The sequence below is a fragment of the Rhizobium sp. R86522 genome (assembly GCF_042466255.1).
Classification (GTDB): Bacteria; Pseudomonadota; Alphaproteobacteria; order Rhizobiales; family Rhizobiaceae; genus Allorhizobium.
In genome coordinates this window covers 656,883-679,878 of record NZ_JAXHBX010000001.1, presented here as the reverse complement: position 1 = coordinate 679,878, position 22,996 = coordinate 656,883, and the positions used below count along the sequence as shown (strand labels likewise).

The 22,996-nt window shown below is 62.5% G+C and carries 22 protein-coding genes and 1 tRNA gene; 9 read left to right on the top strand and 14 right to left on the bottom strand.

Annotated elements, in window-relative coordinates:
* Window positions 1-49: 49 nt before the first annotated feature.
* Both SJY08_RS03200 and SJY08_RS03195 read right to left on the bottom strand, forming a co-directional pair.
* Window positions 50-580, bottom strand: a complete 531-nt coding sequence (locus SJY08_RS03200) for a twin-arginine translocation signal domain-containing protein (RefSeq protein ID WP_153762673.1) — start codon at window positions 578-580, stop codon at window positions 50-52.
* A 123-nt stretch (window positions 581-703) separates the two neighbouring features.
* Window positions 704-1,099 carry a VOC family protein gene (locus SJY08_RS03195; RefSeq protein WP_377274676.1) on the bottom strand — a complete coding sequence of 132 codons (396 nt, stop codon included), beginning with the start codon at window positions 1,097-1,099 and terminating at the stop codon, window positions 704-706.
* A 232-nt stretch (window positions 1,100-1,331) separates the two neighbouring features.
* Here SJY08_RS03195 and SJY08_RS03190 point away from each other — a divergent pair, with 232 nt between their 5' ends.
* On the top strand, window positions 1,332-1,640 hold the full coding sequence (locus SJY08_RS03190) for a ribbon-helix-helix domain-containing protein (protein WP_054148520.1): 309 nt from the start codon (window positions 1,332-1,334) through the stop codon (window positions 1,638-1,640).
* Window positions 1,641-1,720: 80 nt separating this feature from the next.
* On the opposite strand, the gene SJY08_RS03185 is transcribed toward SJY08_RS03190, so the two are convergent.
* Window positions 1,721-3,052, bottom strand: a complete 1,332-nt coding sequence (locus SJY08_RS03185) for a dicarboxylate/amino acid:cation symporter (protein WP_150127506.1) — start codon at window positions 3,050-3,052, stop codon at window positions 1,721-1,723.
* Between the two features lie 260 nt (window positions 3,053-3,312).
* Here SJY08_RS03185 and SJY08_RS03180 point away from each other — a divergent pair, with 260 nt between their 5' ends.
* Together SJY08_RS03180 and SJY08_RS03175 are read left to right on the top strand one after the other, a co-directional pair.
* A complete protein-coding gene (locus SJY08_RS03180; protein ID WP_377278458.1) occupies window positions 3,313-5,145 on the top strand; it encodes an ATP-binding protein in 1,833 nt (610 codons plus the stop codon).
* On the top strand, window positions 5,142-6,479 hold the full coding sequence (locus SJY08_RS03175; RefSeq protein ID WP_377274675.1) for a sigma-54-dependent transcriptional regulator: 1,338 nt from the start codon (window positions 5,142-5,144) through the stop codon (window positions 6,477-6,479). The genes SJY08_RS03180 and SJY08_RS03175 overlap by 4 nt, the downstream gene beginning before the upstream one ends.
* A 20-nt stretch (window positions 6,480-6,499) precedes the next feature.
* Here the strand turns inward: SJY08_RS03175 and SJY08_RS03170 are convergent, their stop codons facing one another.
* Window positions 6,500-7,492, bottom strand: a complete 993-nt coding sequence (locus tag SJY08_RS03170; protein WP_377274674.1) for an Ldh family oxidoreductase — start codon at window positions 7,490-7,492, stop codon at window positions 6,500-6,502.
* A gap of 33 nt (window positions 7,493-7,525) precedes the next feature.
* Window positions 7,526-8,296 carry an HpcH/HpaI aldolase/citrate lyase family protein gene (locus SJY08_RS03165; protein ID WP_069043501.1) on the bottom strand — a complete coding sequence of 257 codons (771 nt, stop codon included), beginning with the start codon at window positions 8,294-8,296 and terminating at the stop codon, window positions 7,526-7,528.
* Window positions 8,297-8,482: 186 nt separating this feature from the next.
* Here SJY08_RS03165 and SJY08_RS03160 point away from each other — a divergent pair, with 186 nt between their 5' ends.
* Window positions 8,483-9,172, top strand: coding sequence for a hypothetical protein (locus tag SJY08_RS03160; RefSeq protein WP_377274673.1), 690 nt, complete (start codon window positions 8,483-8,485; stop codon window positions 9,170-9,172).
* 201 nt (window positions 9,173-9,373) lie between these two features.
* On the opposite strand, the gene dgcA is transcribed toward SJY08_RS03160, so the two are convergent.
* Window positions 9,374-10,357 carry an N-acetyl-D-Glu racemase DgcA gene (gene dgcA, locus SJY08_RS03155; protein WP_377274672.1) on the bottom strand — a complete coding sequence of 328 codons (984 nt, stop codon included), beginning with the start codon at window positions 10,355-10,357 and terminating at the stop codon, window positions 9,374-9,376.
* A gap of 181 nt (window positions 10,358-10,538) precedes the next feature.
* Here dgcA and mnmA point away from each other — a divergent pair, with 181 nt between their 5' ends.
* The 3 genes from mnmA to SJY08_RS03140 all read left to right on the top strand — a co-directional run bounded on the left by mnmA (window position 10,539) and on the right by SJY08_RS03140 (window position 12,434).
* Window positions 10,539-11,735 carry a tRNA 2-thiouridine(34) synthase MnmA gene (gene mnmA, locus SJY08_RS03150; RefSeq protein WP_377274671.1) on the top strand — a complete coding sequence of 399 codons (1,197 nt, stop codon included), beginning with the start codon at window positions 10,539-10,541 and terminating at the stop codon, window positions 11,733-11,735.
* A gap of 159 nt (window positions 11,736-11,894) precedes the next feature.
* Window positions 11,895-11,971 (top strand) — tRNA-Met (locus SJY08_RS03145).
* A gap of 148 nt (window positions 11,972-12,119) precedes the next feature.
* Entirely contained in the window at window positions 12,120-12,434 is a 315-nt protein-coding gene (locus SJY08_RS03140; protein WP_377274670.1) for a hypothetical protein, read from the top strand.
* Window positions 12,435-12,441: 7 nt separating this feature from the next.
* Here SJY08_RS03140 and SJY08_RS03135 read toward each other — a convergent pair whose 3' ends face one another.
* From SJY08_RS03135 to SJY08_RS03125, 3 genes are all read right to left on the bottom strand, one after another.
* On the bottom strand, window positions 12,442-13,083 hold the full coding sequence (locus SJY08_RS03135; protein WP_377274669.1) for a ThuA domain-containing protein: 642 nt from the start codon (window positions 13,081-13,083) through the stop codon (window positions 12,442-12,444).
* Window positions 13,084-13,105: 22 nt separating this feature from the next.
* Window positions 13,106-14,206: a Gfo/Idh/MocA family protein gene (locus SJY08_RS03130; RefSeq protein WP_377274668.1), complete on the bottom strand. Its 1,101-nt coding sequence runs from the start codon at window positions 14,204-14,206 to the stop codon at window positions 13,106-13,108.
* Window positions 14,207-14,332: 126 nt separating this feature from the next.
* Window positions 14,333-14,734 (bottom strand): four-helix bundle copper-binding protein, encoded by a 402-nt coding sequence (locus tag SJY08_RS03125; protein WP_082347569.1) that lies wholly within the window; start codon window positions 14,732-14,734, stop codon window positions 14,333-14,335.
* Window positions 14,735-14,895: 161 nt separating this feature from the next.
* Between SJY08_RS03125 and SJY08_RS03120 the strand changes: the two genes are divergently transcribed.
* Entirely contained in the window at window positions 14,896-15,480 is a 585-nt protein-coding gene (locus SJY08_RS03120) for a transglycosylase SLT domain-containing protein (RefSeq protein WP_069043493.1), read from the top strand.
* 153 nt (window positions 15,481-15,633) lie between these two features.
* Window positions 15,634-16,107, top strand: coding sequence for a GNAT family N-acetyltransferase (locus tag SJY08_RS03115; RefSeq protein ID WP_246727402.1), 474 nt, complete (start codon window positions 15,634-15,636; stop codon window positions 16,105-16,107).
* A 66-nt stretch (window positions 16,108-16,173) separates the two neighbouring features.
* Here SJY08_RS03115 and SJY08_RS03110 read toward each other — a convergent pair whose 3' ends face one another.
* From SJY08_RS03110 to SJY08_RS03090, 5 genes are all read right to left on the bottom strand, one after another.
* Complete coding sequence (locus SJY08_RS03110) at window positions 16,174-17,187, bottom strand: Tim44 domain-containing protein (protein ID WP_377274667.1); 1,014 nt, start codon at window positions 17,185-17,187, stop codon at window positions 16,174-16,176.
* Window positions 17,188-17,426: 239 nt separating this feature from the next.
* Window positions 17,427-18,431, bottom strand: coding sequence for a cytochrome d ubiquinol oxidase subunit II (cydB, locus tag SJY08_RS03105; protein ID WP_069043490.1), 1,005 nt, complete (start codon window positions 18,429-18,431; stop codon window positions 17,427-17,429).
* Entirely contained in the window at window positions 18,421-19,833 is a 1,413-nt protein-coding gene (locus SJY08_RS03100; RefSeq protein WP_153762687.1) for a cytochrome ubiquinol oxidase subunit I, read from the bottom strand. The genes cydB and SJY08_RS03100 overlap by 11 nt, the downstream gene beginning before the upstream one ends.
* Window positions 19,834-20,041: 208 nt before the next feature.
* Window positions 20,042-21,637 carry a phosphoglycerate dehydrogenase gene (gene serA, locus SJY08_RS03095; protein WP_377274666.1) on the bottom strand — a complete coding sequence of 532 codons (1,596 nt, stop codon included), beginning with the start codon at window positions 21,635-21,637 and terminating at the stop codon, window positions 20,042-20,044.
* Window positions 21,638-21,725: 88 nt separating this feature from the next.
* Window positions 21,726-22,904 carry a phosphoserine transaminase gene (locus SJY08_RS03090; RefSeq protein WP_377274665.1) on the bottom strand — a complete coding sequence of 393 codons (1,179 nt, stop codon included), beginning with the start codon at window positions 22,902-22,904 and terminating at the stop codon, window positions 21,726-21,728.
* Window positions 22,905-22,996 lie beyond the last annotated feature (92 nt).

The following is a 22,996-nucleotide window of genomic DNA, read 5'->3' as shown; positions in this document are numbered from 1 at the left end:
GCGATGGGCCTCCTTCCGGCGACGATGAATGCTTGTCCTAGGGTTAAGCTCAGAGCCAGGTGATGTCGTCGAACCCGCGCTCGATATAGCCGCCCTTGGAATAGGACTCGCCCTCGTAGCCGAAGATCGGCCAGATCTCCTTCTGGTTATAGAGGCTGACCACAAGGTCGCCACGCACAGCCTGGAAGAACGGCGTCGTCTCGATGTCGCGCAGGATCGCCACGCGGTCATCTTCCCAACCGAGGCCGCGATAGCCACCGGCACCCGCGCGCTTGTCGAGATCGGCGATGCCGTCTTCGATCAGCGCCTTGTGCTTCTCGTCCTTAGCAGCCATCGTGTCCTGACCCTTGACGGCGGCCGCATAGAAGCGCTCGGCGAGCTGGTCATGCGGGTAGATGTCGCGCGCCATCTTGATGAGCGTCGCGAGCGTGTCCGGCTTCAGGGCAGTCGCCTCCAGGCCCCAGGCCTGGTCGGGACAGATCACCGCAGTCCCGGTGACCATCAGCACGGCACTCGCCGCACCGGTCTTCAGAAGCTGGCGACGGGACATGCCCCCGGTCTTGTCGAGTATCGTAACCACGTCATTCTCCTCCCATGAGATGATGCGCAACGGCGTTTTACCGTCACCCTTGGAAGGCGCGCTGCCGCGCCCGCCGGCTGCGAAAACATACGACCGAGGGCTCCTCTTCCCCCGGCCATACGATCATTTGTACCGTCCGTGCCGCTGCAGGACTTCGATCTTGTAGCCATCGGGATCGGTGATGAAGAAGAAGCGGGCAAGCAGCGCCCCGTCGCGGTTGAACTCGACGATCTTGCCCGGGTTAAGGCTGAGATCCGTCAACCGCTTGTGTTCGGCGTCGAGGTCCGAGACGCTGACGGCAAGATGGCCGTAGCCGGTCCCGAGCTCATAGGCCTCCTCGCGACCCTTGTTGACCGTGAGTTCAAGCTCGAACTCGCTCTCAGGATTGCTGAGATAGATCAGGGTGAAGGTCTCGAAATCGAGACGTTCTGCGACTTCCAGACCGAATGCCTGGACGTAGAAGGAAACGGATCGGACCTCTTCAAGGACACGGATCATCGAATGGATCATTTTCGCCAATGGGCTGCTCCTCGCATGCTGACAAATGTCATGTTTGCAGAATGTCGCGATTTGCCGGAAGGCTGGTAGCAGCCCATTACCGCAGCCGATTATTTTCGCCGAAAGATGTGTTCATTCTTCGCACCCGGGCGTGGCAGTTTAGAAAAGACGGAAATTGACCGAAGCGCCGGCGCGCAACATAATGCTCAAAACACTGAAGAACGAAAAAACTGATATCAGGGAGGAGCATGCCATGTGTGAAGTCTTCGCAGGACAGGACCCGGGCCGCTATCGCGCGGTCAACCGCTCCGTCCGCATTGGTGGTCATTCCACCAGCATCCAGCTTGAAGCCGCCTTCTGGGTGCTGATCGACGAGATCGCCGCCAGCCAGAATTTCTCGACATCCCGCTTCCTGTCGACGCTTTACGACGAAGCGCTGCAGATCAACGGCTCGGTGTCGAACTTTGCATCCCTGCTTCGGACGAGCTGTCTGATCTACCTGATGAGCAAGGCGCAGAACCCGGCACAGCCGCCCGAATTCCACATCATCGCCGCCGAGTAGAGGCAAACAAAAAGCGCGGCCCGACAGATAGCCGGGCCGCGCTTCAGTTCCGATCGCCGTCTTGGGTCGGCGCGGAAGTATTATTCAGCCGGCTGAAGTGCCGGCTGGATGTCGTCCTCTTCGAGAACCTTGCCACCGAGGGCTGCATGGAAGAGCGTCTGGTCGAGTTCACCTTCCCAGCGCGCGACGACGACGGTTGCGACCGCATTGCCGATGAAGTTGGTGAGCGCCCGGCATTCCGACATGAAGCGGTCGATGCCGAGGATCAACGCCATGCCCGCGACCGGAACGGCGGGAACGACGGACAGAGTGGCCGCGAGGGTAATGAAGCCAGCACCGGTGATGCCGGCCGCGCCCTTCGAGCTCAGCATGGCAACGGCCAGCAGCAGGATCTGGTCGCCGAGCGGCAGATGGATATCCGTCGCCTGGGCAATGAAGAGCGCCGCCAGCGTCATATAGATATTCGTGCCGTCGAGGTTGAAGGAATAGCCGGTCGGGATGACGAGGCCGACGACCGAGCGCTTGCAGCCAGCCTTTTCCATCTTGTTCATCAGGCCCGGAAGGGCTGCTTCCGAGGACGACGTCCCGAGAACGAGCAGCAGCTCTTCCTTGATGTAGCGGATGAGCGCCAGGATCGAGAAGCCGTTGTAACGGCAGACAGCCCCGAGGATCACCGCCACGAACAGGAAGGACGTGAGGTAGAACGTGCCGATCAGCATGGCGAGATTGGTGACCGAGCCGATGCCATATTTGCCGATGGTGAACGCCATGGCGCCGAAGGCACCGATTGGTGCGGCCTTCATCAGGATGGCGACAAGCTTGAAGACTGGCGCGATGACCGCCTGCAGGAAGTCGGTGACCGGCTTGCCGCGCTCGCCGACAAGCGCCAGCGAAATGCCGAACAGGATCGAGAAGAACAGCACCTGCAGGATGTCGCCATCGGCAAAGGCCCCAACGATCGTCGTCGGGATGATGTTCATCAGGAAGCCTGTGATCGACGAGTCATGCGCCTTCTCCGTATAGGTCGCCACAGCCGCCGCATCGAGCGTGGCCGGATCGATATGCATGCCCGCACCCGGCTGCACGACATTGGCAACGACGAGGCCGACGACAAGCGCAAGCGTCGAGAAGGTGAAGAAGTAGAGCATCGCCTTCCCGGCAACGCGACCGACCTTCTTCATGTCGCTCATGCCGGCAATGCCGGTGGCGACAGTCAGGAAGATGACCGGCGCAATGATCATCTTGACCAGCTTGATGAAGGCGTCACCCAGCGGCTTCAACTGTGCGCCGATCTCGGGATAGAAATGGCCGAGCAGGATGCCAGCGACGATCGCGGCGAGAACCTGGACATAGAGAAGCTTATAGAAGGGCTGCCGGCCCACGGGCGCGTGCTCTGCGGTATCGATATGCATGTTTTCCTCCATGGTCGCCCTGACGGAACGAGTTCCGGCCTCCCGGGCGGTGGCTTAACTGACTGGGAGCGGCGCGGCCGCTTGGAAGAAAGGTTAGCAAGGCGCGTGCCAGACCGAGGAAACGGATCTAAAACGCTGATAGGATTGAATTTTATACGCACTCAGACTTGATTCACCACATAAGAGCGTGCGGTTTTCCACACAAGTGTGATGTGCTAGAGTGCGATCTACCACACGCCCTATCAGGACCAACATACGTGATGCCGCCCTTTCGAAGCTCAAGTCACACACTCTGGCTCATCTGTGCCGTTGTGGCAGTTCTGCTGTCAGGCCTCGCATTGTTCTACGCCGGCGAGAAGGGCAAGATCCTGGCGCTGGACGCCGTCGCAGAGGACGCGCAGACCGATGCCGAGCTGAAGCGCGCATTGCTGATTGCCGTGCTCGACCGCTCACGCACCCTGCCCTTCGTGCTGGGCACGGACACCGAACTGGCCGACACATTGCAGGCACCCGGCCCCGACAGCGTCAACCGCCTGAACGAAAAGCTGGAGGCCCTCACCTCGGGAACCGGCGCATCCGTGATCTATGTCGTCAACACCGAGGGATTGACGATCGCCGCCAGCAACTTCCGTCAGCCCGACAGCTTCGTCGGCAGCAACTATGCCTTCCGCGAATACTTCACCGAGGCGATGGCGAACGGCACAGCCGAACAATATGCGCTGGGCAATGTCAGCCGCAGGCCGGGGCTCTACCTCTCCCGCCGCGTCGATGACGCTGCCGGTAAGCCGCTGGGCGTCGTCGTCGTCAAGGTCGAGTTCAACGCGCTGGAGCAGGACTGGCAGCGGTCCGGGCGCCCGACCTATGTCACCGATACCAGAGGCATCGTGCTGATCACCAGCCGTCCGGACTGGCGTTTTTTCACCATCACCGACATCCCCCAGCAAGATCGACTGGCAATCCGCGACAGCCTGCAATTTGGCGAAGCCCCGCTTTTGCCAGTCCCGATCTGGTCGCTCTTCGACCTTGACGGACACACGATGGTGGCGACCGACACCTCCGGCGCGCGTCCGCGCCAGCCGCATGTCGCCGAGACCCTGCCGGTGCCCGGAACGCCTTGGACCTTGCATCTGCTGGCACCCGCCGCAGCAGCGATGGATGCAGGCACCTTGCAGGGGCGCACCACTGCGGTCGCGCTTGGCCTGCCCTTGCTCGCCGCGGCTGGCTTTTTCCTGTATCGCAGCGGTCGCGCTGCCCGCCGCACAGCAGAGGCGAAGGCCGCGCAGGCGGAACTTGAACGCCAGGTAACCCTGCGCACGGTAGAACTCACCGAAGCCCGCGACCGCCTTGAGGCCGAGATCGCCGAACACAGGGCAACCGACACCCGCCTCCAGGGCGTGCAGCAGGATCTCGTCCAGGCCAACCGTCTGGCGATCCTCGGCCAGGTCGCAGCCGGCGTGGCGCATGAGATCAACCAGCCGGTCGCCACCATCCGCGCCTATGCAGACAATGCGAAAACCTTCCTCGCTCGCGGCAACGGCGATCAGGCACGGGAGAACCTTGGCCTGATCGCCGAGCTCACTGACCGCATCGGCGCAATCACCGGCGAGCTGAAGGGTCTTGCTCGCAAGGGCCGCCAGGCCGGCGAACCTGTCGAACTCAAGGCCGCGGTCGACGGGGCCCTCTTCCTGTTGAAGAGCCGCTTCGCTGGCAGCTTCGATCGCCTCACCATCAGTGACATCCCTGCCGATCTCAAAGTGCTTGGCCAGCGCATCCGCCTAGAACAGGTGCTGATCAATCTCCTGCAGAATGCGCTTGAAGCCATTGAAGGCAAAGCGGATGGCGATATCCGCGTCGGGATTGCGCGCCTCTCCGACGACGAGGTCGATCTTGCGATCAGCGATACTGGCCCCGGCCTGCCGGCTCACGTTAGGGACAACCTGTTCATACCTTTCACCACCTCCAAGGAGGCAGGGCTCGGCCTGGGCCTCGTGATCGCCCGTGACATCGTCACTGAATACGGCGGCCGGCTTTCGGTCGAGACGAGCGCGTCAGGCACCACCTTCACCATCACTCTCACGAGGGCACGGGCATGAGCAGCGGCATCGAGATCATCCTCGTCGACGACGACCAGGCTTTACGCCGCGCCACCCGCCAGACCCTGGAGCTTGCCGGTTATGCCGTGCACGACTTCGGTGCGGCAGCCCAGGCGCTCGCCCAAGTTTCGCAGAAAAGCGAGGCCATCGTCGTCACCGATATCCGCATGGCCGGCATGGACGGGCTGGAACTCTTCGCCCGCATCCGCAGCCTCGACCCGGATCTGCCGGTCCTGCTGATCACCGGCCATGGCGATGTCGACATGGCGGTCAGGGCGCTGCATGACGGCGCCTATGACTTCATTGCCAAACCCTTCCCCGCCGACCGCCTTGTCCAGAGCGTCGCCCGCGCCGCCGAAAAACGCCGGCTGGTGCTCGAAAACCGCCGCCTGCGTGAGGCAGCCACGACCATGCCCGACGATCTGCCCCTCATCGGCCAGACACCGGCCATGGAGCATCTGCGCCAGACGCTCCGCCAGATCGCCGATACCGATGTCGACGTGCTGATCGCCGGCGAAACCGGCAGCGGCAAGGAAGTGGTGGCAACACTCTTGCATCGCTGGAGCCGCCGCACAAAAGGTAACTTCGTTGCGCTGAATTGCGGCGCGCTGCCCGAGACGGTGATCGAAAGCGAGCTCTTCGGCCACGAGGCCGGCGCCTTTACCGGCGCGCAGAAGAAGCGCGTCGGCCGCATCGAACATGCAAGCGGCGGCACGCTGTTTCTCGACGAGATCGAGAGCATGCCGCTTTCCACCCAGGTGAAGATGCTGCGGGTTCTGGAAATGCGCGAGGTAAGCCCGCTCGGCACCAACGAGGTGAGGCCCGTCGACCTGCGCGTCGTCGCCGCCGCCAAACTCGATCTCGGCAATCCGGCCGAGCGCGGCGAGTTCCGCGAGGACCTCTATTATCGCCTGAACGTCGTGACGATCTCCATCCCGCCACTGCGCGAACGCCGCGCCGATATCCCGCTGCTCTTTGCCCACTTCGCCACCCGCGCCGCCGGACGCTTCCGCCGCGACATACCGGTCATGACGACCGAGGTGCGCCGACATCTGGAGAGGCACGACTGGCCGGGCAATGTCCGCGAGCTCTCGCATTTTGCCGAGCGGGTCGTGCTCGGGATTACGCCGCCGCCGAAACAGGCGTCAGGGTCAGCCACACCGGGCCTCACCCTGCCCGAGCAAATGGAACGCCACGAGGCCGAGCTGATCCGCGAGGCACTGATCGCAAACAAGGGCGACGTGCGTTCGACGCTCGAGACGCTCGGCATTCCCCGCAAGACCTTTTATGACAAGCTCCAACGCCACGGCATCAACCGCGCCGATTACGAATAGCTGGAGATCGTCATTTCCCGTCAGGCAATCGCCCGGATGGCCGCGACGACCTCATCCTCGATCACGATGCCGTCGATCTCGGCGGCACGAGCCAGATCCTGGCCTCGCCGTCCTGGAATGCGCGCGCCTTCCTGCGCCCCGATTTCATCCGCCAGCAGCGCCAGGCGAGAGAAGACGCCGGGCCCACCTGTCGCCGTTGGATCGATGGCGATGATCGTCTGGCCGAGCGCCACGGGCGGCCCCTTGTCGTCGAACAGGGACGAGGCCTCGAAGGCATAGTTTGCGCCAATCAGGCCCGCCGAGAGGATCTCGACCATCATCGCAAGGGCTGCTCCCTTGGCTCCGCCGAGTGGCGCCATGAAGCCGTCCATCGCACGGTTGGCGTCCGTCGTCGGCTGGCCATCGGCATCAAAGGCCCAATCGTCGGGGATGGCCTCCCCCTTCTGCCGCGCCGCCATGATCTTGCCGCGCGCCACCTTGGACAGCGCCAGATCGACGACAATGGGATCTCCATTCTCGATCGGCACGGCAAAGGCGATGGGGTTGGTGCCGTAAAGCGCCTTGTTGCCGCCCCAGGGCGCCATGGAGGCCGGGGCATTGGCAAACATCAGCGCCGCCAGCCCGCGCTCTGCAAAACGCGCGACCGTCAGCCCCATGACCCCGGCATGGTGCGAGCGGTGAATGGTGGCGATCGCAATACCCTGCTCGCGCGCGATGCCGGGCAACATCTCGACGGCAAGATCGAGCGCCGGATAGGCGTAGCCGTTCATCGCATCGATGGTCAGCACGCCCGGCCTTGGTCGCGACGCCTGCGGCTTGGCTAAGCCATCCACCTTGCCGGCCCGCGCCTGGGAACTATAGGCCTCGACCCGGCGCAAGCCGTGACCGCCTTGTCCGGCAGCTTCGGCGGCCACAAGCGCGCGGGCCACGGATCGCGCATTGGCTTCATCCACGCCAGAACGGCCAAGGGCGTCGACCACAAGCGCCTCGGCTTCTACAAGTTTGAGCTTCATCGGATGTCCATGTGCATGTCGCGGGAAACAGGATCAGCCGCGCATCGACGCTGCGAGGTTGGTGGCGGCAGCGGAAAGCAGGCTGACATCCGTGGAGCAGGCAAAGAACCGGATGCCGGCCTTGCGCGCCATCGCGAGCATGGCCGGATCGCCGGACATGATGCCGACCGGCTTGCCGGCAGCAACACCCTTGCCGATCACGGTTTCGACGGCCTGCATGACCTCTGGATGCGTGGGATTGCCGCGATGGCCCATGTCGGCCGCAAGGTCGGCCGGTCCGATGAGGATCGCATCCACACCCGGCGTCGCAATGATGGCATCGGCGTTCTCGACACCGAGACGGCTTTCGATCTGCGCGATCAGGCAGACCTCGGCATTCGCCGTCTCCGCATAATCGGCAATACGGCCGAAATCGGAGGCGCGGCCCAGGCTCGCGCCCATGCCGCGGATGCCCTCCGGCGGATAACGCAGGGCCTTGGCCAGGCGGTCTGCCTCTTGCCTCGTCTCGACCATCGGGATCATCAAAGTCTGCGCGCCGATATCGAGCGCCTGCTTGATCAGCCAGCTTTCGCCGACCGGCAGCCGTACGACCGGATGGGCCGGATGCCGCGCGACGGCGGCGAGTTGCGCCGCCATCAGCGGAATATCGTTCGGTCCATGCTCGCCATCGATGAGTATCCAGTCGAAGCCGGCCCCGGCACAGACTTCCGCGACATGCGGGCTCGCCAGCGCAACCCAGAAGCCGACAAGCAGTTCGTTGGTTTCGTAGAGGGCGGCCTTGAAGGCATTCTTGGGGGCGGGCATGGGCATTCTCCAGCTGCAGGACGTGTCGACACGGCGTCTTCGAGGCGCAAGATGCGCTCTGGCGGACGCAAACCGCAAGGGCCAATCAGACGGCTTTGGTACGGACGGCGATTGGCAGCCACAGTTGAAGCCGGCCGTCCCGGCGTGATACGGGCAGCCGAGACCCCAACGCGCAGGAATTGACCCATGCTCCCCTGGATCCAGCTCGACACGGCCAAGATACCCGGCGGCGGCGAATTGCGGCTGAAGAGCCGAGGATCAGAATTCTCCATCATGCTCGGCACCAACGAGCTGATGAACAGCCGCCTCAGCGGCTCCGAGGAAGCGCTGGCCACGCTCGCCTTCGAGCGCATCGCTGACCACAAGCGTCCGCATATCCTGATCGGCGGCCTTGGCATGGGCTTTACCCTGCGCGCCGCCCTCGCCGTGCTGCCCGAGGATGCCAAGGTGACCGTCGCCGAACTCGTTCCCGCCGTCGTCGACTGGGCACGCGGCCCCATGGCGGAAATTTACGCCGGCAGCCTCGACGACCCGCGTGTGGCAATTCACGTTGGCGATGTCGGCGCACTGATCGCCAAATCCAGGGGTATCTTCGACGCCATCCTGCTCGACGTCGACAACGGACCAGATGGCCTCACACGCGAGGCGAACGACGGCCTCTATTCCCATGATGGCTTACGCAAATCCAAGTCGGCCCTCACCCGAGGCGGTGTGCTCGGCGTCTGGTCGCAGGGGCCAGATCAGCACTTCACGCGCCGCTTGAAGGATTGCGGCTATGGCGTGGAGGAGATTCCCGTCCGCGCGGGGAGAACCGGTCGCGGCAAGAAGCATGTGATTTGGATGGCGAAGAACGGACCGTTGGCTCCGAAGAGCTGAGCCGACACGCCAACAGACCCCCTCTGGCCTGCCGGCCATCTCCCCCACAAGGGGGGAGAGGACCCCCGGATGCCCTTCTGCCAGCTTGAGCGCAAAGAACCTTCAGCCGATGGCAAAGAGGGCGATTTGAGGCGCAGACGGCGCGGCCGGGTTAAGCCCTCCCCCTCGTGGGGAGAGTTTGGGAGGGGACTCTCTTCTGGCCTAGCCCCACAGCCCAAGCGGCGGCAGCGGCATCACCGCGCCGTCATAGGCAATGCCCGGCTCGCGATCGCGCGCCAGAAGCAGCGGCCCGTCGAGATCGACAAACGCCGCCCCCTGCCCGATCAGAAATGCCGGAGCCATGGCAAGCGAAGTGCCGACCATGCAGCCGACCATGATTTCGAAACCGGCTTCAACAGCCGCATCGCGCATCAGAAGCGCCTCGGTCAGCCCACCCGTCTTGTCGAGCTTGATGTTGACGGCATCATACTTGCCCCTCAGCGAAGCGAGCGATGCTGTGTCATGGCAGCTCTCGTCAGCACAGACGGGCAGAACGCGGTCCAACCCAAGCAGCGCATCATCAGAACCCGCCCGAAACGGCTGTTCGACGAGTTTCACACCAAGATCGAGAAACACAGGCGCCAACGCCTTGTATTGCTCCAGGCTCCATCCCTCATTGGCATCGACGATGATTGCAGCATTCGGCGCGCCAGCCCTAACGGCCCGGATCCGCTCTACATCCCCATCGCCGCCGAGCTTGACCTTCAGCAGCGGCCGCGCGGCCTCCTTCTCCGCCGCCGCCCGCATGCTCTCTGGGCTGCCGAGCGACAGCGTATAGGTCACCGACAGCGGCTTCGGCCCATGTAACTTGAGAAGTTGCCAGACAGGCACACCCGCCCGCTTGGCTTCGAGATCCCAGAACGCGCAGTCCAGCGCATTGCGCGCCGCCCCCGGCTGCAGCCGGCTCTGTAACCCCTTGCGATCCAGACCTGCAGCGACTTCCGGCACCAGCGCCGAGAGTACCTCGACGACGCTCTCCACCGTCTCGCCGTAACGCGCATAGGGCACGCATTCGCCCTGCCCCACATGCACCCCATCCGTCAGCCGCACCGTGACCACCTTCGCCTCGGTCTTCGACCCGCGCGAAATGGTGAAGCTGCCAGCGATCGGAAAGCTCTCCGGCGTGACGGTCATCTGGACGGGCATGGGGAATCTCCTACCGCGGGCAATCCCCGCGAATCGCTGCTCTTGCACGAAGATGCAATCCTTTCTATATCCGTCAACTAAAGGACCGGTACCGGCAGCGGGCCAAAAACCCTGCAAAGCCTGCCTCAGATCCCCGCAATGGGCGGGATGAACGGTCGCATGAAGCACAGAGACGAAGCCCGTGAACACGCTGGATTTTGACAAGAGACCGGAAGATACGCGCGTTGTCGTCGCCATGTCGGGCGGCGTGGATTCGTCCGTCGTCGCCGGCATCCTGAAGCGCGAGGGTTATGACGTCCTCGGCATCACGCTGCAACTCTACGACCATGGCGCCGCCGTCCACCGCGCCGGCTCCTGCTGCGCCGGCCAGGACATCGACGATGCCCGACGCGTCTGCGAAACCCTCGGCATCCCCCACTACGTGCTCGATTATGAACAGCGTTTCCGCGACACCGTGATCAACCCGTTCATGGAAAGCTATGTCGCCGGCGAAACGCCGATCCCCTGCGTCGCCTGCAACCAGACGGTCAAGTTCGCCGATCTCCTGGCGACCGCGAAGGAGCTCGGCGCCGACGCGCTGGCGACCGGCCATTACATCCGCTCGAAGTCGGTGCCGCTCGCCAATGACCCCGGCCACCGCGCCCTCTTCCGCCCGATCGATAGCGAGCGCGACCAGAGCTATTTCCTCTTTGCGACGACGCAGGAGCAGATCGACTATCTGCGCTTCCCGCTTGGTGCCATGTCGAAGGCGGAAGTCCGCGTGCTCGCCGAAGAGATGGGCCTCGTCGTCGCCCAGAAAGCCGACAGCCAGGACATCTGTTTCGTGCCGCAGGGCAAATATGCCGACGTCATCAACAAGCTGAAGCCGAATGCAGCACTGGCCGGCGAGATCGTCCATCTCGATGGTCGCGTTTTGGGCAATCACGAAGGCATCCTGCATTACACCATCGGCCAGCGGAAGGGTTTGGGCGTCGCCACCGGCGAGCCGCTCTACGTCATCTATCTCGACGCGCGATCGCGCCGCGTCATCGTTGGCCCGAAGGAAGCGCTGGAAACCCACCGCGTCTATCTGCGCGACATCAACTGGCTCGGCGACCGCACGCTCGCCGAAGATGCCGCAGACGGCATGCCCTGCTTCGCCAAGGTCCGCTCCACCCGCCCGCCGACGCCGGCGGTACTGCATGCCGACGAGCGCGGCGTCTATGTCGATCTCGAAATCGGCGAAGCCGGTGTCGCACCTGGCCAGGCCTGCGTGCTCTATTCGGCAACCGGTGCCGACGCCCGCGTCTATGGCGGCGGCTTCATCGAGCGGTCGGAACGCTCAGGCACCGCAGAAGCCTCCCTGAAGGCGCTTCTCGCCAGCCCCGTGGCGGCCTGAGGCCAAGGCTTTCGGGCCGCGTGCAAGGTCTCGCGTCAAACCGGTGGAAAGCCACGCTGTTTTTGCCCAGACCGCGCTTGACTTTGATCAGACCCTCGCCTTATAAGCCGCCCATCGCTTCGGACGGCGACGGCCTCAGGGCCCGAATGTTCGATGTGTGGCGGGGTAGCTCAGGTGGTTAGAGCGTGGGATTCATAACCCCAAGGTCGGCGGTTCAAGTCCGCCCCCCGCTACCAAAAATCTCCTATTTAGAAGATTGTTAGGACGACCTGCTGGATCGGCGCCTCCACGTTTGGCCGCTGATTGTTTGCCATTCTTGACGCCCAACGAATTTCCCGCAAAGATTGCACCAGTCATTGTGGATACGCGATTGGATGACATGACATGGCCAGCAATACGCCGAAACGCCGCGTTCCGATGGCAGCCGCCTTGAAAGACAGCGATGGCGGTGGCACATTTGAAGCCATGGAACAGCGCGTCAAAGCTCTCGAAGACGATATGAAGCGGGTCCTGCAGGACACCGCCGAGATCAAGGGCATGCTGAGGGCAGCACCGTCCGCGATCGAGTTCGGCGAACTCAAGGGCCGCGTCAACAGCCTACCGACCATGGGCAAGGCCGCCGCCATGCTGTCGATCGCGACCGCCGTCATCGTCATTCTCAACAACTGGACGGCCGTGCGCTCCTGGTTCGTCGGCTAATCCGCCTTCACCGCGCCGCCCAAACCAGCCCCCGCCTTACAATCTCCCGCATCTGCGGCACCTCGAACTCCGCCGCCTGGTGGCCGAGCGAGGAGTAGAACACCCTGCCCTTTCCGTGGCGGCGCTTCCAGACGACCGGCATCTTATGCCCGTCGATCCAGGCATCGTGCTCGCCGGTAAAGGTGGTCGTCGCCAGCACTTCGTTGTTGGGGTCGACATGCATGTAATACTGCTCGGAGCGATAGGGGAAATCGCCGATGCCGGAGACGAGCGGGTCTTCGGGCTTCATGATATTGACCGTGTAATCATAGATATTGCCGGGATGGGCGACCCACTGGCCGCCGATCATGTATTGATACTGCACGCAATCGCGAAAGCTGTCGCCCGCCTGGCCGTGGAAGCCGCCGAGGCCGACGCCGCCGCGCACGGCGAGTTCCAGGTTCTCGATTTCAGGCTTTTCGATCTTGGTCATCGTCAGCATCGGCACGATGAGGCTGTAGTCGCGGATCGCGGGATCGGCAAAGGCCGCCGTGCCCGCTTCGACGCGAACGGCAAACCCTTCGGCCTTGAGCATGTCGGAAACGATGGCCGCACATTGGTCGGGCTGGTGCCCATCCCAGCCGCCCCAGCAAATCAGAACCTGACGCATGTAAACTTCCCTGTTCTTGTCTTCAGCGGCCGATCAGGCCATCGACGAGCGATTGTTCGAGCGGCGCCGGCCGCTCGACGCTGGTGGTGATCTTGACCGTCTCGCCCCGGTCGGAAGCCGTCTGGAAGGCTTCCATAACTTCGAGCACATGCAGCGCGAGATCGCCGTTTGCCCGATGCGGCCGGTTGGAGAGAATGGCATGCGCCATGTCGGCCACGCCGAGCGAGCGCCAGTTCCCCTCCGCATAGGGCAGCGTCACCGGCCGTCCTTGCGCCTCGCCGGTCAGCGGCAGGACGAAGACGTCGCCGCCGAAATGATTGGGGTCGGGCACGATCAGCGTGCCCTCGGTGCCATAGACCTCGAGCGGCTTGTGCCAGTGGGCGGCGACATCGAAGCTCATGGAGATCTGCACCACCGCGCCATTGGCGAAGGACATCAACCCTGCGACATGCGTCGGCACATGCACGGGGATCGTCTCGCCCCGGCGCGGCTCGCTGCCGATCTCTCTGGTGTCGCGCACCCTGGTGGCAAAGCCCGCCACCTTCTCCACCGGACCGAAGAGATTGACGAGATCGGTGATGTAATAGGGCCCCATGTCGAGCATCGGCCCGCCACCGGCCTCATAGTAGAAGTCCGGATTGGGATGCCATCGCTCATGGCCGGGGCACATGAAAAAGGCGGTACCGCCAATCGGCTGGCCGATGACGCCCTGATCGATCAGCCCACGCGCCGTCTGATGCGCGCCACCGAGAAAGGTATCGGGGGCTGAGCCGACCCTGAGATTGAGCGACTCCGCTGTCTCGACGAGCCGCTTGCCCTCGGCGAAGGTCACACCGAGCGGCTTTTCCGAATAGACATGTTTGCCGGCGGCAAGCGCCTTCAGTCCCACTTCGACATGCGCCTTGGGGATCGTCAGGTTGACGATGATCTGCACCTCCGGGTCGGCATGCAGTTCGTCGATGGTGCGCGCAGGAACGCCAAATTCTGCAGCCCGACTTGCGGCGAGATCACTGTTCAGATCGGCGATACCGCTGACCTTCAGAATGGGAAAATGCTGGAGCGCCTTGAGATAAGCGCCTGAAATATTGCCGCATCCGATGATGCCGATGCCGACCTGCTGCATGCCTTGAAGATCCTCGCTCCCGGACGAACGTCCACCTGCGATCGCCGGGCAAGAACGCAACCGTTCCTCCTCGCTGCCTAACGACCGCCCGGCAGACTGGGTGCAAATACGACTGCCGTCAACGCCTCATTGTATCCGGGTGGTCGCTTGTCGGCAGGCTTGTTCGCAAGCCCGGCAGGCCTCCGCACAGATGCGGCAATGGTCATGCATCTCGGCATGGCGGCCGCATTCCTCGCCGCAGGCGGCGCAGGCACGGGTGCAGGCCTCGACGAGCCCCTGCAGCACCTGGGCATTCCGCCCCGTGCGCCGTATCGCCGCACGCCCGGTGGCAAGGCAGATATCAGCGCAGTCCTCGTTCAGCCGGATACACTGGCGCAACTCGTCCACCATGTCTTCGGCAAGGCAGGCATCGGCACAGGAAATGCAGGTCTGCGCGCAGTCGAAGCAGGCCTGAATGCAGGCGATCAGCGCGTCATTGGCGCCCCCTTCTATCTGCGGATGGGTTTCGATCATGGCGCGAATGGACATGGGTCTTGCCTCCTGTCTGCGATTGCTACTTAGGGCGTAACAGCATGCAAGGCGGAGTGTTCCCCACCCCTGATCAGGGGATGCAAGATCCGGGGGCGGTTAAGAAAACCTTTCGTTAAATTTTAATGAATAGAATGGCGGGCCTGTAGCGAGGTTTTGTCATGCGTACCGCTCTTTACTCTGCCCTCGGCGTCATGCTGATGCTGTCGGCCTGTGCCAAGCCGCCATCCCAGACCCGCAATGCCTGCGCGATTTTCGAGCAGCGCGACGGGCTGTTCAACAACTGGCGCCGCGCAGCGATCGCCGCCGAGCGTGAATATGGCGTTCCCGTCCCTATCCTGATGGCGACGATCTATACGGAATCGAGCTTCCGCCATAACGCCAAGCCGCCGCGCAAGATGATATTCGGCTTCATCCCCGGCAAGCGCCAGTCGACCGCCTATGGCTATTCCCAGGCCCTCGACGGCACCTGGGAACGCTATCAGCGCGAAACCGGCCGCTGGGGCGCCCGCCGCACCGACTTCGCCGACGCCATCCGCTTCATCGGCTGGTATCACCGGGAGAGCGCGACGAAGGTCAACATCCCCTTGAACGACCCCTACAAGCTCTATCTGGCATATCACTCCGGCCATACCGGCTATCTGCGCGGCGCCTACAACAAGCGCCCGGAGGCGCTGAGAGGTGCCAAGCGCTTCACCGACATCACCTATACCTATGCCAAGCAGTTGCAGCAGTGCCCGGGCTGAGGGAGAGCTGGCCGGGCGGTCAGGCCATTCAACACTTGAGGCGAAACGCCTCAAGGTCTAAAGCTTCAGGATCGTCAGCAAGAAGGAGCTTGATGCGCAGTAACGACAGCCTTTGAACCCTATGGGAACGGCTCGACAGCCGAACGCTGTCGCATGCGCATCAACAACACGACTGACGGAACAATCATGAAATACGACCTGCAAATCCGGGCTTTTCTGCCCGAGGATACCACTCGCCTCGTCGCTATCTGGCGTTCGGCATCTGAGAAAGGACACCCCTTCCTCGTCCGCGAGCAACTGGACATCCAGGCGACCCTCGTGGCCGACCATTACTTGCCGCTGGCGGAGACCCATGTGGCGCTGCGGAACGGCGAGATCGTCGGCTTCATCAGCCTGCTGGATCAAACCATCGGTGGCCTGTTTGTCGATCCGAACCACCATGGAACGGGCATCGGCCTGCAACTCGTGGAACATGCCTCGCAACTCCGCTCATGTTTGGAGCTGGAGGTCTATACGCTCAACGAACGCGCCCGCCGCTTCTACGACCGGCTTGGGTTCATGGAGACAGGCCGTCGTCCGAACGATGACAGCGGCTTTCCCTTCGAGTTGATCAAGCTCGTGCGCTGACGCAAAAAGGGGCCCGGCCGAAAAGCCGGGCCCCAACATGTTTTGGGTTGGAGAGTGCCGACGCACTCAGGCTTGTTCGACACCCTGGATCGCCGAGATCTGCCACTTTGTGGCGGGACGCCGCGCGAAGGTCCAGAGCTCAACCAATTCGGTGGGCGTGTTCGGATCGCCTTCGACCACGTCACCGCTCTGGCGGTCGACGACATAGTCGATCGCTTCGTAGCGCATCGCGACGGTCGCATATTCCATCTTGTCTTCGGCCCAGCTCTCAGCCACGTCGCCCTGCACCAGATGCACGTCGCGCACCTCGTTCTTGACGCCCTTGGTGGCATTCTCGCTCAGTTCCTCGGCGAGATAGGACATGGCTTCCGGCGTCGTGATGCGGCGCAGTGAACCATAGTCCTCGGCCGCATAGGCGCGCTGCATCTCCTGCAGCAGTTCCTCGAAGCGCTCGAGATCCTTCGGCGTGATGCCGAGTTCGTCGGGCTGGCCGGATCGGCGAGCGGAAGCCGCCGACGATACGCCGCCGCCACCGAGTTTCGGGATCTGGAAGCTCGGACGAGCCTGATCACCGCTCTGGTTGTCACGCGCCATGCCCCCAAAGCCGCCGAAACCCGGGGCATTGCCCGGACCGGACGCCGTCGCCTGACGATTGGCAAACATGCGCATCGCAAAGCGGATCAGGAAGAAGATCAAGAGGCCCTGCAGGAGCAGGCCGAGGATGCCGAAGCCGCCGCCGAAGCCTGTGCCCATCAGCATGCCGAACAAGCCGCCGAGCAGCAGGCCACCCATCAGACCGCCGGCAAGACCACCGAACAGGCCACCCGGACGCGCAGCCTGATTGGCGGCGGTGGACGGATTGGTTGCAGGCTGGTTCGCGTTGGTGCGCGGCGTCATTGTCCGCTCGATCGGCGCGGCCGGTGCCGGCGCCGTGCGTGTTGCAGCAGGGGCGTCGAAAGTACGCGTGCCGCGGCTGCCGAAGCCGCCGCTGGCGCGACGCGCCTCGGCGAAATCGACGGCCACCAACGTGACCATCATGCCAAGCGCAAGCGTCGCGAATGTTTTTGCGTATTGCCGCATCGTGTTTCCTGTCCTCCTCGAAGCAGTCTTGAATGCCTTTTTCAGGCTTGTCTCTCATATGGAGAGAGCTCGCTCTCTTTTGAAGAGAGAGCGAGCGAATATCCATTGAATTTCAGGTGATCGAAGTCAGGCCCCAAGCCAGAACTTGATGATCAGTCCGACAATCGTGATCGCCATCACGCCGCCGGCCCAAAGGCCGACGAACCATAGCAAACGGCTGGCGAAGAGGCGTTTGTCCATCAGTGATAGCCCTCGTCGGGATTGAGCTTTCCACGGAAGACCCAATAGGCATAGGCCGTGTATCCGAGGATCATCGGCACGAGGATGACGGCACCGTAGAGCAGGAAGGCAAGGCTCTCGTCGGGTGCTGCCGCCTCCCAGATGGTGAGCGATGTCGGCACGATATAGGGATAGAAGCTGATCCCGATCCCGGCATAGCCGAGTACGAAGAGGCCAAGTGCCGCCAGGAAGGGCCGCGCGTCATGGCCTTTGCGCAACCCGTTGACGATCACGTAGAGGCAGCCGAGCACCAGAACCGGAACGATGATCGAGAAGATCAGGGTCGGGAACTTGAACCAGCGCTCGAAATAGAGTGGTTCGAGCCAGGGGGTCCAGAGGCTGAAGACGCCCATCGCCCCGACTGTGGCAAACGACAGAGGCAGCGCGAAGGACCGCGCCCGATCCGAGATCTCCCCTTCCGTCTTCATCACGAGCCAGGTCGCGCCGAGAAGCGCATAACCGATGACGAGAGCGGCACCGGTCGCAAGCGAAAACGGCGTCAGCCAGTCCCACCAGCCGCCGGAATAGGCGCGGTTTGCAACCGGAATGCCCTGCACGAGTGCCCCGAGCGCCACGCCCTGGAAGAAGGCCGCGACAAAGGAGCCGCCGGCAAAGGCCCAGTTCCAGAGATGCTCCGCCCGCTTCGTGCGCCAGCGATATTCGAAGGCAACGCCACGGAAGATCAGGCCAAGCAGCATGATAATCAGTGGCGCATAAAGCGCAGGCAGGATCGTCGCATAGGCGAGCGGGAAGACCGCGAGCAGCCCGCCGCCCCCGAGCACGAGCCAGGTCTCGTTGCCGTCCCAGACGGGCGCCACCGAGTTCATCATCAGATCCTTCTCATGCTTCTCCGGGAAGAAGGGAAAGAGGATACCCACGCCGAGATCGAAACCGTCGAGTATGACATAGGCAAGCACGGCAAAGGCGATGATGCCGGCCCAGATGAAGGGAAGATCAATGGGCATGTCTGCCTCCATGGTGTCCAGGCTGGGCGGCCGGCGTGATGCCGGAGGTGCGGATCGGGCCATCGTCGAGATCCGGCATCGGATCGCGCGGCAGGCGGCCCATCAGGCGCAGGATGTAGAAGGTACCGGCACCGAAGACGATGAAATAGACCACGATGAAGGCGATCAGCGAGGCCGCGACCGCGGGCGCCGCGATCGGCGAGATCGAATCAGCCGTCAGCAGATGGCCATAGACCGTATAGGGCTGACGCCCGACCTCGGTGGTGATCCAACCGGCAAGCACGGCGACGAAACCCGAGGGTCCCATGACGAGGGCCGCGCGGTGCAGCCATCCATTGGAATAAAGCGTGCCCTTCCAGCGACACCAGAGTGAGAAGAGGCCGACCCCCAGCATCGCGAACCCGATGGCGATCATCACCCGGAAAGACCAGAAGACGATGGCGACCGGCGGCTGCAGCTCGCGCGGCACCGTATCAAGACCGTCCAGTGGCGCGTTCAGATCGTGCTTGAGGATCAGGCTGGAGAGTTTGGGGATCTGCACTGCATAGTCGATCCGCTGCTCGTCCTGGTTCGGGATCCCGAACAGGATCAGCGGCGCGCCCTCCGGATGGCTTTCGAAATGGCCCTCCATGGCCATCACCTTGACCGGCTGATACTCCAGCGTGTTGAGGCCGTGCATGTCGCCGGCAAAGATCTGGATCGGCGCAACGATCGCCGCCATCCACATGGCCATGGAGAACATCTTGCCTGCGCGGCGCGGTGCCGTGCGCTTGACAAGGTGCCAGGCTCCGACGGCGCCGACGACGAAGGCGGTGGTCAGATAGGCGGCGATGACCATATGAACAAGGCGATAGGGGAAGGACGGATTGAAAACGATCTTCCACCAGTCAACCGGCACAAACTGGCCGACATCGTTCATGGCAAAACCGTCAGGCGTCTGCATCCAGGAATTGACCGAGAGGATCCAGGTGGCCGAGATCAGGGTTCCGAAGGCGACCATCAGGGTCGCGAAGAAATGCAGCCCCGGCCCGACCCGGTTGCGGCCGAACAGCATGACGCCGAGGAAGCCGGCCTCGAGGAAGAAGGCGGTCAGGACCTCATAGCCCATCAAGGGACCGATGACCGGCCCGGCCTTGTCGGAGAACACCGACCAGTTGGTGCCGAACTGGTAGGACATGACGATGCCCGACACGACGCCCATGCCGAAAGCGACCGCAAAGATGGTCTTCCAGAAGTCGAAGAGCTCCAGATAGACCTTGTCCTTCTTCCAGAGATAGAGGCCTTCGAGCACCGCGAGATAGCTCGCAAGCCCTATGGAAAAGGCGGGAAATATGATGTGGAACGATACGGTAAAGGCAAACTGTATGCGTGCCAGGAGTTGTGCGTCGAAGTGCTCGAACATGGGATGTCCCTTCCTTCTCTCCTCCCGGAGGTGATAAACATCAACTATACCCTCGCATCGCAGAAACAATGCGACAACCCGCCATGCGTCAGTTCAACGCATATGCTTTTCCATATGTAACTTTGCGTTTGGCCGAAAGCAGCTGAAAAACAAAGACGGCGCGGGTTTGATCCCGCGCCGTCTTTGTCGATGATATCGAGAACGTCGATCAGTCGACGTTGAACACCAGCGGCTTGGCCTGCTTGACCGCCGGATTGGCGGTGAGCTGGTCGAGAACGGCCTGCTCCACCGGACCATCGACGTAAAGAAGTGCGATCGCGTCGCCACCTTCCTTGTCGCGGCCGAGCTGGAAGTTCGCGATATTGACCTTGGCATTGCCGAGCGTGGTGCCCATGAAGCCGATCATGCCGGGAACGTCGGTGTTCGAGATGTAGATCATGTTCGGACCGACATCGGCATCCATGTTGATGCCCTTGATCTGGATGAAGCGCGGCTTGCCGTCGGAGAAGACCGTGCCAGCGACAGAACGGGTCTGCTTCTCGGTCGTGACAGTCAGCTTGATGTAACCGTCATAGACGCCGGTCTTGTCGCGCTTCACTTCCGAAACGATGATGCCCTTTTCCTTGATCATGATCGGAGCCGAAACCATGTTGACGTCCGCCACCTGCGGACGGATGAGACCGGCGAGCAGCGCGGACGTCAGCGCCTTGGTGTTCATGCCGGAGGTCACGCCGTCATAGAGGATCTCGATTTCCTTGATCGGGTTTTCGGTCATCTGGCCGGCAAACGAGCCGAGCACGTCGGCGAGACGGATGAACGGCTTCAGGATCGGCGCTTCCTCAGCCGTGATCGACGGCATGTTGATGGCGTTCGAGACGGCACCCTTCATCAGATAGTCCGACATCTGCTCGGCAACCTGCAGAGCGACGTTTTCCTGGGCTTCCGTGGTCGAGGCGCCGAGATGCGGCGTGCAGACGACGTTCGGCAGGCCGAACAGCGGGCTTTCGGTTGCAGGTTCGACTTCGAAGACGTCGAAGCCAGCACCGGCGACATGGCCGGACTTGATGGCGTCGGCAAGGGCTGCCTCATCGACCAAACCGCCACGGGCGCAGTTGATGATGCGGACACCCTTCTTGGTCTTGGCGAGCGCGTCCCTGGACAGGATGCCGCGCGTCTTGTCGGTCATCGGCACATGCAGGGTGATGAAGTCGGCCTTTTCCAGCAGTTCGTCGAGCTCGACCTTGGTCACACCCATTTCCTGGGCGCGCTCGGTCGATAGGAAGGGGTCATAGGCCAGCACATGCATGCCCAGGCCGATGGCCTTCTTGCAGACGATGCCGCCGATATTGCCAGCGCCGATGACGCCAAGCGTCTTGCCGGTGATTTCGACACCCATGAACTTCGACTTTTCCCACTTGCCGGCCTGGGTCGAGGCATCGGCCTGCGGTAGCTGACGGGCAACGGCAAACATCAGGGCGATGGCGTGTTCGGCGGTCGTGATCGAATTGCCGAAGGGCGTGTTCATCACGATGATGCCGCGCTTGGAGGCAGCCGGGATATCGACATTGTCGACGCCGATGCCGGCGCGGCCGATGACCTTGAGGTTGGTCGCAGCAGCGATCAGCTTTTCCGTCGCCTTGGTGGCGGAGCGGATGGCGAGGCCATCATAATTGCCGATGATTTCGGCGAGTTTTTCCTTGTCCTTGCCGAGCTTCGGCTGGAAGTCCACTTCGACGCCGCGATCACGGAAGATCTGGACGGCGGTTTCAGACAATTCGTCGGATACGAGAACGCGAGGTGCCATGACGAGGCCTCCTTCAGAGAGTTCGTTTGAAGAAAATGATGAGAATTGCGGGGCTCCGCCGGTCAGGCGGAGCCGAAATCGTCCAGGATCAGGCGGCAGCCTTGGCCAGAGATGCCTTCTGCGTCTCGTAGGCAAAGGTGAGCCACGGCATCAGTGCTGCCATGTCAGCGGTCTCGATCGTGGCACCCGCCCAGATGCGAAGGCCGGCCGGCGCATCGCGGTAAGCACCGATGTCATAGGCAACACCCTGCTTTTCGAGGATGCTGGCAATACCCTTGGCAAAGGCAGCCTGGGCATCGGCATCGAGTGCCGTAATCGCAGGGTCAACGATCTTGACGCAGACCGAGGTGTTGGAGCGCGTCGCGTCATCAACGGCCAGATTGGCAATCCAGTCGTTTTCCTCGATGAAGTCGAAGATGACCTTGGCATTGGCGTCGGCGCGAGCGATCAGGGCTTCGAGGCCGCCGATCGACTTTGCCCACTTCAGCGCATCGACATAGTCCTCAACGCAGAGCATAGACGGCGTGTTGATGGTTTCGCCGACGAAGATGCCCTCGATCAGCTTCCCGCCCGAGGTCATGCGGAAGATCTTCGGCAGCGGCCAGGCCGGAACATAGGTCGTCAGGCGCTCGACAGCACGCGGAGAGAGAATGATCACGCCGTGACCGCCTTCACCGCCCAGAACCTTCTGCCAGGAGAAGGTGGTGACATCGAGCTTGGAGAAGTCGAGGTCCTGCGCGAAAGCCGCCGAGGTGGCGTCGCAGATCGTCAGGCCCTTGCGATCCGCAGGGATGAAGTCGGCATTCGCAACGCGCACACCCGATGTCGTGCCGTTCCAGGTAAAGACGACATCGCGGTCGAAATCGACTTCGGCAAGGTTCGGAAGCAGGCCGTAATCGGCATTGAACTTGCGGACATCGGCAAGCTTCAGCTGCTTCACCACATCGGTGACCCAGCCGGCGCCGAAGCTTTCCCAGGAAAGCATATCCACGCCGCGCTCGCCGAGCAGCGACCACATGGCCATTTCAACGGCGCCCGTGTCGGAGGCCGGAACGATGCCGATGCGGTAGTCAGCGGGAACGTTGAGAATTTCGCGGGTAAGGTCGATGGCCAGCTTCAGCTTTTCCTTGCCGACCTTGGCGCGGTGCGAGCGACCGAGCGGGGCATCGGAAAGCGCATCGAGCGACCAACCGGGACGCTTCGAGCAGGGGCCAGACGAAAAATGAGAGTTTGCCGGACGCGCGGCGGGGGCGACGATATCAGCCATATAGATACCCTTCCAGGTAATTAGCCTCTCGTTGGGGAGAGGTGTCCCGCCGTCGGAACTACTCCTGTCGCCCATGTCAGTCAAGCGGGTCT

Coding starts and splice junctions, on each gene's coding strand:
- SJY08_RS03190 (WP_054148520.1), top strand. CDS start 1,332: ATGTGTGAAGTCTTCGCAGGACAGGACCCGGGCCGCTATCGCGCGGTC.
- SJY08_RS03185 (WP_150127506.1), bottom strand. CDS start 3,052: ATGCATATCGATACCGCAGAGCACGCGCCCGTGGGCCGGCAGCCCTTC.
- SJY08_RS03180 (WP_377278458.1), top strand. CDS start 3,313: ATGCCGCCCTTTCGAAGCTCAAGTCACACACTCTGGCTCATCTGTGCC.
- SJY08_RS03175 (WP_377274675.1), top strand. CDS start 5,142: ATGAGCAGCGGCATCGAGATCATCCTCGTCGACGACGACCAGGCTTTA.
- SJY08_RS03170 (WP_377274674.1), bottom strand. CDS start 7,492: ATGAAGCTCAAACTTGTAGAAGCCGAGGCGCTTGTGGTCGACGCCCTT.
- SJY08_RS03165 (WP_069043501.1), bottom strand. CDS start 8,296: ATGCCCGCCCCCAAGAATGCCTTCAAGGCCGCCCTCTACGAAACCAAC.
- SJY08_RS03160 (WP_377274673.1), top strand. CDS start 8,483: ATGCTCCCCTGGATCCAGCTCGACACGGCCAAGATACCCGGCGGCGGC.
- dgcA (WP_377274672.1), bottom strand. CDS start 10,357: ATGCCCGTCCAGATGACCGTCACGCCGGAGAGCTTTCCGATCGCTGGC.
- SJY08_RS03140 (WP_377274670.1), top strand. CDS start 12,120: ATGGCCAGCAATACGCCGAAACGCCGCGTTCCGATGGCAGCCGCCTTG.
- SJY08_RS03135 (WP_377274669.1), bottom strand. CDS start 13,083: ATGCGTCAGGTTCTGATTTGCTGGGGCGGCTGGGATGGGCACCAGCCC.
- SJY08_RS03130 (WP_377274668.1), bottom strand. CDS start 14,206: ATGCAGCAGGTCGGCATCGGCATCATCGGATGCGGCAATATTTCAGGC.
- SJY08_RS03125 (WP_082347569.1), bottom strand. CDS start 14,734: ATGTCCATTCGCGCCATGATCGAAACCCATCCGCAGATAGAAGGGGGC.
- SJY08_RS03120 (WP_069043493.1), top strand. CDS start 14,896: ATGCGTACCGCTCTTTACTCTGCCCTCGGCGTCATGCTGATGCTGTCG.
- SJY08_RS03115 (WP_246727402.1), top strand. CDS start 15,634: ATGCGCATCAACAACACGACTGACGGAACAATCATGAAATACGACCTG.
- SJY08_RS03110 (WP_377274667.1), bottom strand. CDS start 17,187: ATGCGGCAATACGCAAAAACATTCGCGACGCTTGCGCTTGGCATGATG.
- cydB (WP_069043490.1), bottom strand. CDS start 18,431: ATGCCCATTGATCTTCCCTTCATCTGGGCCGGCATCATCGCCTTTGCC.
- SJY08_RS03100 (WP_153762687.1), bottom strand. CDS start 19,833: ATGTTCGAGCACTTCGACGCACAACTCCTGGCACGCATACAGTTTGCC.
- serA (WP_377274666.1), bottom strand. CDS start 21,637: ATGGCACCTCGCGTTCTCGTATCCGACGAATTGTCTGAAACCGCCGTC.
- SJY08_RS03090 (WP_377274665.1), bottom strand. CDS start 22,904: ATGGCTGATATCGTCGCCCCCGCCGCGCGTCCGGCAAACTCTCATTTT.